The following is a 3,205-nucleotide window of genomic DNA, read 5'->3' as shown; positions in this document are numbered from 1 at the left end:
GCAGCTCGCGAAGCTTTCGAAAACTGGGATGAGGACTTCGCCCAGCAACTGATCCAAGAGTTTCGGGTGCCGATGAAGACGACGATTAAAAAGATGTCGCGCGGACAAAAGTCCGCGGTCGGCGTCATCATCGGGCTGGCGTCCCGGGCGCCACTGACCGTGTTCGATGAACCTTATATGGGACTAGACGCAGTCGCGCGGCAACTGTTCTATGACCGGCTCTTGCAGGACTACTCAGAACACCCCCGAACCATCGTGGTTTCCTCACACCTGATCGATGAGATTTCCCACTTGTTGGAACATGTCGTGGTCATTGATCAAGGCAAGATCATGGTGGATGAATCCGCCGAAGCGCTCGCCGAACGCGCAGTGACCGTCGTCGGCCGCGCCGATGCGGTGGCACAAGTCGTGGGCAATCGTGATGTCCTGGACCGCGAAGATCTCGGCCGCATCGCTCGGGTCACCGTGCTGGGCAAACTCAATGCTGAAGAACACTGCCTGGTCAAAGACCTCGATCTCGATCTCATCCCCGTATCCCTACAACAGCTCATTGTGCACATGACGCGCAAAAACGGGCAGAACAATACCGCATCGGAGGGTTTCTGATGACTACCACAACTGCACAACCAACGCTGCCGCATCGGTCAAGTTTCGCCCGAGTGCCCGCGGTCTTCCGTCTGCAGTTTGCAGTCCGGTACTCATTCATCTGGCTGCCGATCGCGATCTTCGTGATCGCATGGGCGTTCGGCTACGGTGTCTTGTTCCTGGTGGATTCACAATTCCCCGATCGCATCCCGGCACAAGAACCGTTACATGCAACCGGTGCCGCCCAAGCTACCATCTGGTACCTGGCCTTTATGGCAGGCTACACGGGATCCCACACGTTCCCCTTCTCGTTGGCGCTGAGCTATAGCCGCCGCGTCTATTTGATGGGCACCTACCTGACCTTCCTGGTGGTCGCGCTGGGCTATGGCATCGCGGCCATGCTGGCCTACTTTGTCGAATGCGCCACGGATGGCTTTGGGAACCACATGTATATCTTTGGGTCCCCGTCATTCGAAGACGTCGGTGGAATGGTAGGCGTTGGAGCCGTGGCCGCGGTCGTGGCCCTGTTCTTCATGTGCTTCGGCTTCTTCTGGGCGATCTTATACCGCCGGGTGTCCATCCCAATCCTGTGGACGGTGATCATCGGACTGATCGTGGTCATCCTCGGCGTGGTGGCGCTGATCACCACCAACCAGTGGTGGCCACACGTTGGGGCCTGGATCAATGAACAAAACGCGTACACCCTGGCAGGTTACGGACTGCTGGCTACCATCGTGCTGGGCGTGTTGAACTACGTGTTGATTCGCAAAGCCACCGCGAACTAGCCAATACGCCATGACGATGTCGGTCCCTCCGCGCGAGGAGTCGACGTCGTCGTTGGGCTTTTACAGGATCGAAGACAGGAAGCTCTGGGTGCGTTCCTGTTGTGGATTGTCGAGCACTTGCGACGGCGGTCCGGCTTCGACGACCACACCGCCGTCCATGAAGGCCACGGTATCGGCGACCTCCCGGGCGAAACCCATTTCGTGGGTAACCACCAGCATGGTCATCCCGTCGTGGGCGAGCTGCTTCATGACCCGCAGGACGTCGCCGACGAGTTCGGGGTCCAGCGCGGAGGTCGGCTCATCAAACAGCATGAGTTTGGGCCGCATTGCCACGGCCCGGGCAATAGCCACACGCTGTTGCTGCCCACCTGACAGTTGTGCGGGATAGTTGTGCTCCTTGCCGGCCAGACCCACCGAGGCTAAGAGTTCGCGGGCGCGCTTGGTGGCAGAAGTGGTGGACTCGCCGTTGACCTGCACCGGTGCTTCGATAATGTTCTCCAGCGCGGTGCGGTGTGGAAATAGGTTGAACTGTTGGAACACCATGCCGATTTCGGCTCGCTGCCGAGCGGCCTGCTTGGCCGAGATCTCGTAGAGTTCGCCGTTCTTTTCCTGGTAGCCGATCAGCTCGCCGTCAACATAGATCCGCCCGGCCGTAATTTTTTCCAGATGGTTCACGCAGCGCAGCATGGTGGATTTGCCCGAACCAGACGGCCCAATCAGACAGGCCACCTCACCGGGATTCACCGTCAGGTTGATGCCTTTGAGCACCTCGACTTGGCCATAGGACTTATGCACCTGTTGGGCATCAATCATCGGAACAACATTGGTTGTGTTCTGGCTCATCGGGTTCCCCTTTCGCTCACCACGGTCACATTGCCGCCGGCGGTGCCTTCGGCATCGGTCAGCGCTGCCAACTGTTTGGGTGTCAGCTCGCGGGTGATGCCGCGATCATAGTATTTCTCCAGGTAATGCTGGCCAACCATCAACACGGAGGTCACCGCCAGATACCAGGTTGCGGCAACTAACAGCATCGGCACCGGATCAAAGAGCGCGTTGGCAATATCCATTGAGCGACCGTACAGTTCCAGAGAATACGGCACGGCCACGACCAGCGACGTCGTCTTGAGCATGGAAATCACTTCGTTGCCGGTGGGCGGGACGATGATCTTCATAGCCTGAGGCAGTACGGTGCGGCGCATGGTCAGCCACCAGCTCATCCCCAGAGCCTGTGATGCCTCAATTTGGCCAACCGGTACCGCTTGAATACCAGTACGTACAATTTCGGCCATATAGGCTGCTTCATTCAGCGCCAGGCCGATCACGGCCAGCAAGAACATATTGCTCAACAGGCCCTGCAAATCGACTTCGGTAAAGCCCAAATTCAGTGTCTGATAGAGCGAGCCCATCAGGCCCCAGAACACCAATTGCACATATACCGGTGTGCCACGAAAGATCCACAGATAGACCCACGCCACGGCACGCAGTACCGGATTGGGTGACATGCGCATGATGGCCAGGATGGCTCCCAGAATCACACCGATCAGCATGGACAATACGGTCAGTGCCAGGGTGTGAAGTGCTGCGGTGGCAATGCGGGTATCAAATAGGTACTGCCGGTAGACATCCCAGCCGTAGTTTTCATTATTGACGGCGCTAATCACAAACAGTGCGGCCAGGGCGAGCACCACGGTGGCGGCAATCCAACGGCCGGGGTGGCGCACCGGGTGCGCTTTGATGGGCTGAACCGTTGCGCGTGCTGACGAAGAATTCTGGGACATGACGGTATCGGTGCTTTCTTAGCCCTCGAGTTCGGCCAACGGTTGGCCATTGATATG

At 58.1% G+C, this 3,205-nt stretch carries 4 protein-coding genes; 2 read left to right on the top strand and 2 right to left on the bottom strand.

Annotated elements, in window-relative coordinates; translation table 11 throughout:
* Positions 1-606: AAA family ATPase (locus K8V32_RS03150; RefSeq protein ID WP_524536678.1), on the top strand; the 606-nt coding region annotated here is incomplete at its 5' end.
* Positions 606-1,370 (top strand): hypothetical protein, encoded by a 765-nt coding sequence (locus tag K8V32_RS03145; RefSeq protein WP_303902751.1) that lies wholly within the window; start codon positions 606-608, stop codon positions 1,368-1,370. The genes K8V32_RS03150 and K8V32_RS03145, both read left to right, overlap by 1 nt.
* Before the next feature lie 60 nt (positions 1,371-1,430).
* Here K8V32_RS03145 and K8V32_RS03140 read toward each other — a convergent pair whose 3' ends face one another.
* A complete protein-coding gene (locus tag K8V32_RS03140; protein ID WP_303902748.1) occupies positions 1,431-2,213 on the bottom strand; it encodes an amino acid ABC transporter ATP-binding protein in 783 nt (260 codons plus the stop codon).
* Entirely contained in the window at positions 2,210-3,148 is a 939-nt protein-coding gene (locus tag K8V32_RS03135; protein ID WP_303902744.1) for an amino acid ABC transporter permease, read from the bottom strand. Before K8V32_RS03135 ends, K8V32_RS03140 begins: the two co-directional genes overlap by 4 nt.
* Positions 3,149-3,205: the final 57 nt, after the last annotated feature.

It is taken from the genome of Enteractinococcus helveticum (assembly GCF_020742345.1).
GTDB lineage: Bacteria > Actinomycetota > Actinomycetes > Actinomycetales > Micrococcaceae > Yaniella > Yaniella helvetica_A.
The sequence above is the reverse complement of the archived record's forward strand: the minus strand, read 5'-3'. Positions and strand labels throughout refer to the sequence as shown.